This window comes from Gemmatimonas sp., assembly GCF_027531815.1.
Classification (GTDB): Bacteria; Gemmatimonadota; Gemmatimonadetes; order Gemmatimonadales; family Gemmatimonadaceae; genus Gemmatimonas.
On sequence record NZ_JAPZSK010000026.1, the window covers coordinates 1 to 1,100 of the forward strand.

The window sequence follows — 1,100 nt, forward strand, 5'->3', positions numbered from 1 at the left end:
CGCGGAAGATCGGCGACCGTATCGCACCCGACCAGAGCGGCGGGGACCACCAGGCCACGTAGGACCGCCCGACTACGCCAACTGCGATGCCATCCTGTGTGCATGCCGTTCTCCTCCGACCATTTGTGCACCGCCTAACGCCTTACGTTCTGCTGCAGCGCATCATATAAAGTGCGGCCGGACGGGCGACGTGCGCCAGCACGGCGACCGCCTGCCGCACACCGCATCGCGCTGCCAGCAGCAACGGTTCGTTAGACCGTGCCCCTCCGGCACCTGCGGTACGCTAAATGCCACCGGTCCGCGTGGCGCTCACTAACGCGTCTCGAACAAGAATCGGTGATTGGTGACCCGCACGATCTGTGGCTTGCCATCCAGCGCCACCGGCGCGTACCTCGCGGTTCGCAAAAATTCGCACACCGATTGGCTGAATGCCCGGTGGGATTCCGCCACCACCTCGGCAGTCCCTCGAATGATCTTGCCGGTCGTGTCGACGGCGTAGGACACACGCACCTCGCCCTGCACGCGCGCATTCCGCTGTTCGACGGGATACCGTGGCCCGCCGTTCGCGACCTGACGGAGCCAGGTTGGCGGCTTTCCCCCGCCGACGTCGACCGTGGTGTCGACGGCCGGGAGCACCACGGATGAACCAGCGCACGGGCGCGGGGGATCGACGGGGCGAGCTTGGGCTGCGACGTCACGATCCGCAACTACTAAGACCGCCGCCACTGCGTAGAGCATTCGTCGCATTCATCCGTCCTTGAGAGAGATTCATGTATTTGCGATGCACCCGATCATCGTCGCAGTCAACATAGGACGGCGGCGCGACCGCCGCCATCGAAGCTTGGTCGAACGCTGCGTCAGTTAGGGATTGACTGCCCCGTGTGTGCAGCAGCGATCGGACGCCCATTCGCTATGAGGTGCTTCGATAGTCGCGGTGCGCCAAACATCTGCTGCACGGTCTAACGCGGGCTTCTGCAGCGGGCGCTTTAACAAAATGCGCGCGAAGCGCGTTTCCGAACACGCCCGACTGCAGCAAGCATCGTTAGGCTTTGCGCGCGCCCGAGGTCCGTATCCTTCGCCAGCTGCGCCATCCCTCTCGC

Annotated in this window: 1 protein-coding gene; it reads right to left on the bottom strand. The window is 64.3% G+C overall.

Going from position 1 to position 1,100, the window contains the following annotated elements:
• Nucleotides 1-312 precede the first annotated feature (312 nt).
• Entirely contained in the window at nt 313-639 is a 327-nt protein-coding gene (locus O9271_RS18385) for a TonB family protein (RefSeq protein WP_298273025.1), read from the bottom strand.
• Nucleotides 640-1,100 lie beyond the last annotated feature (461 nt).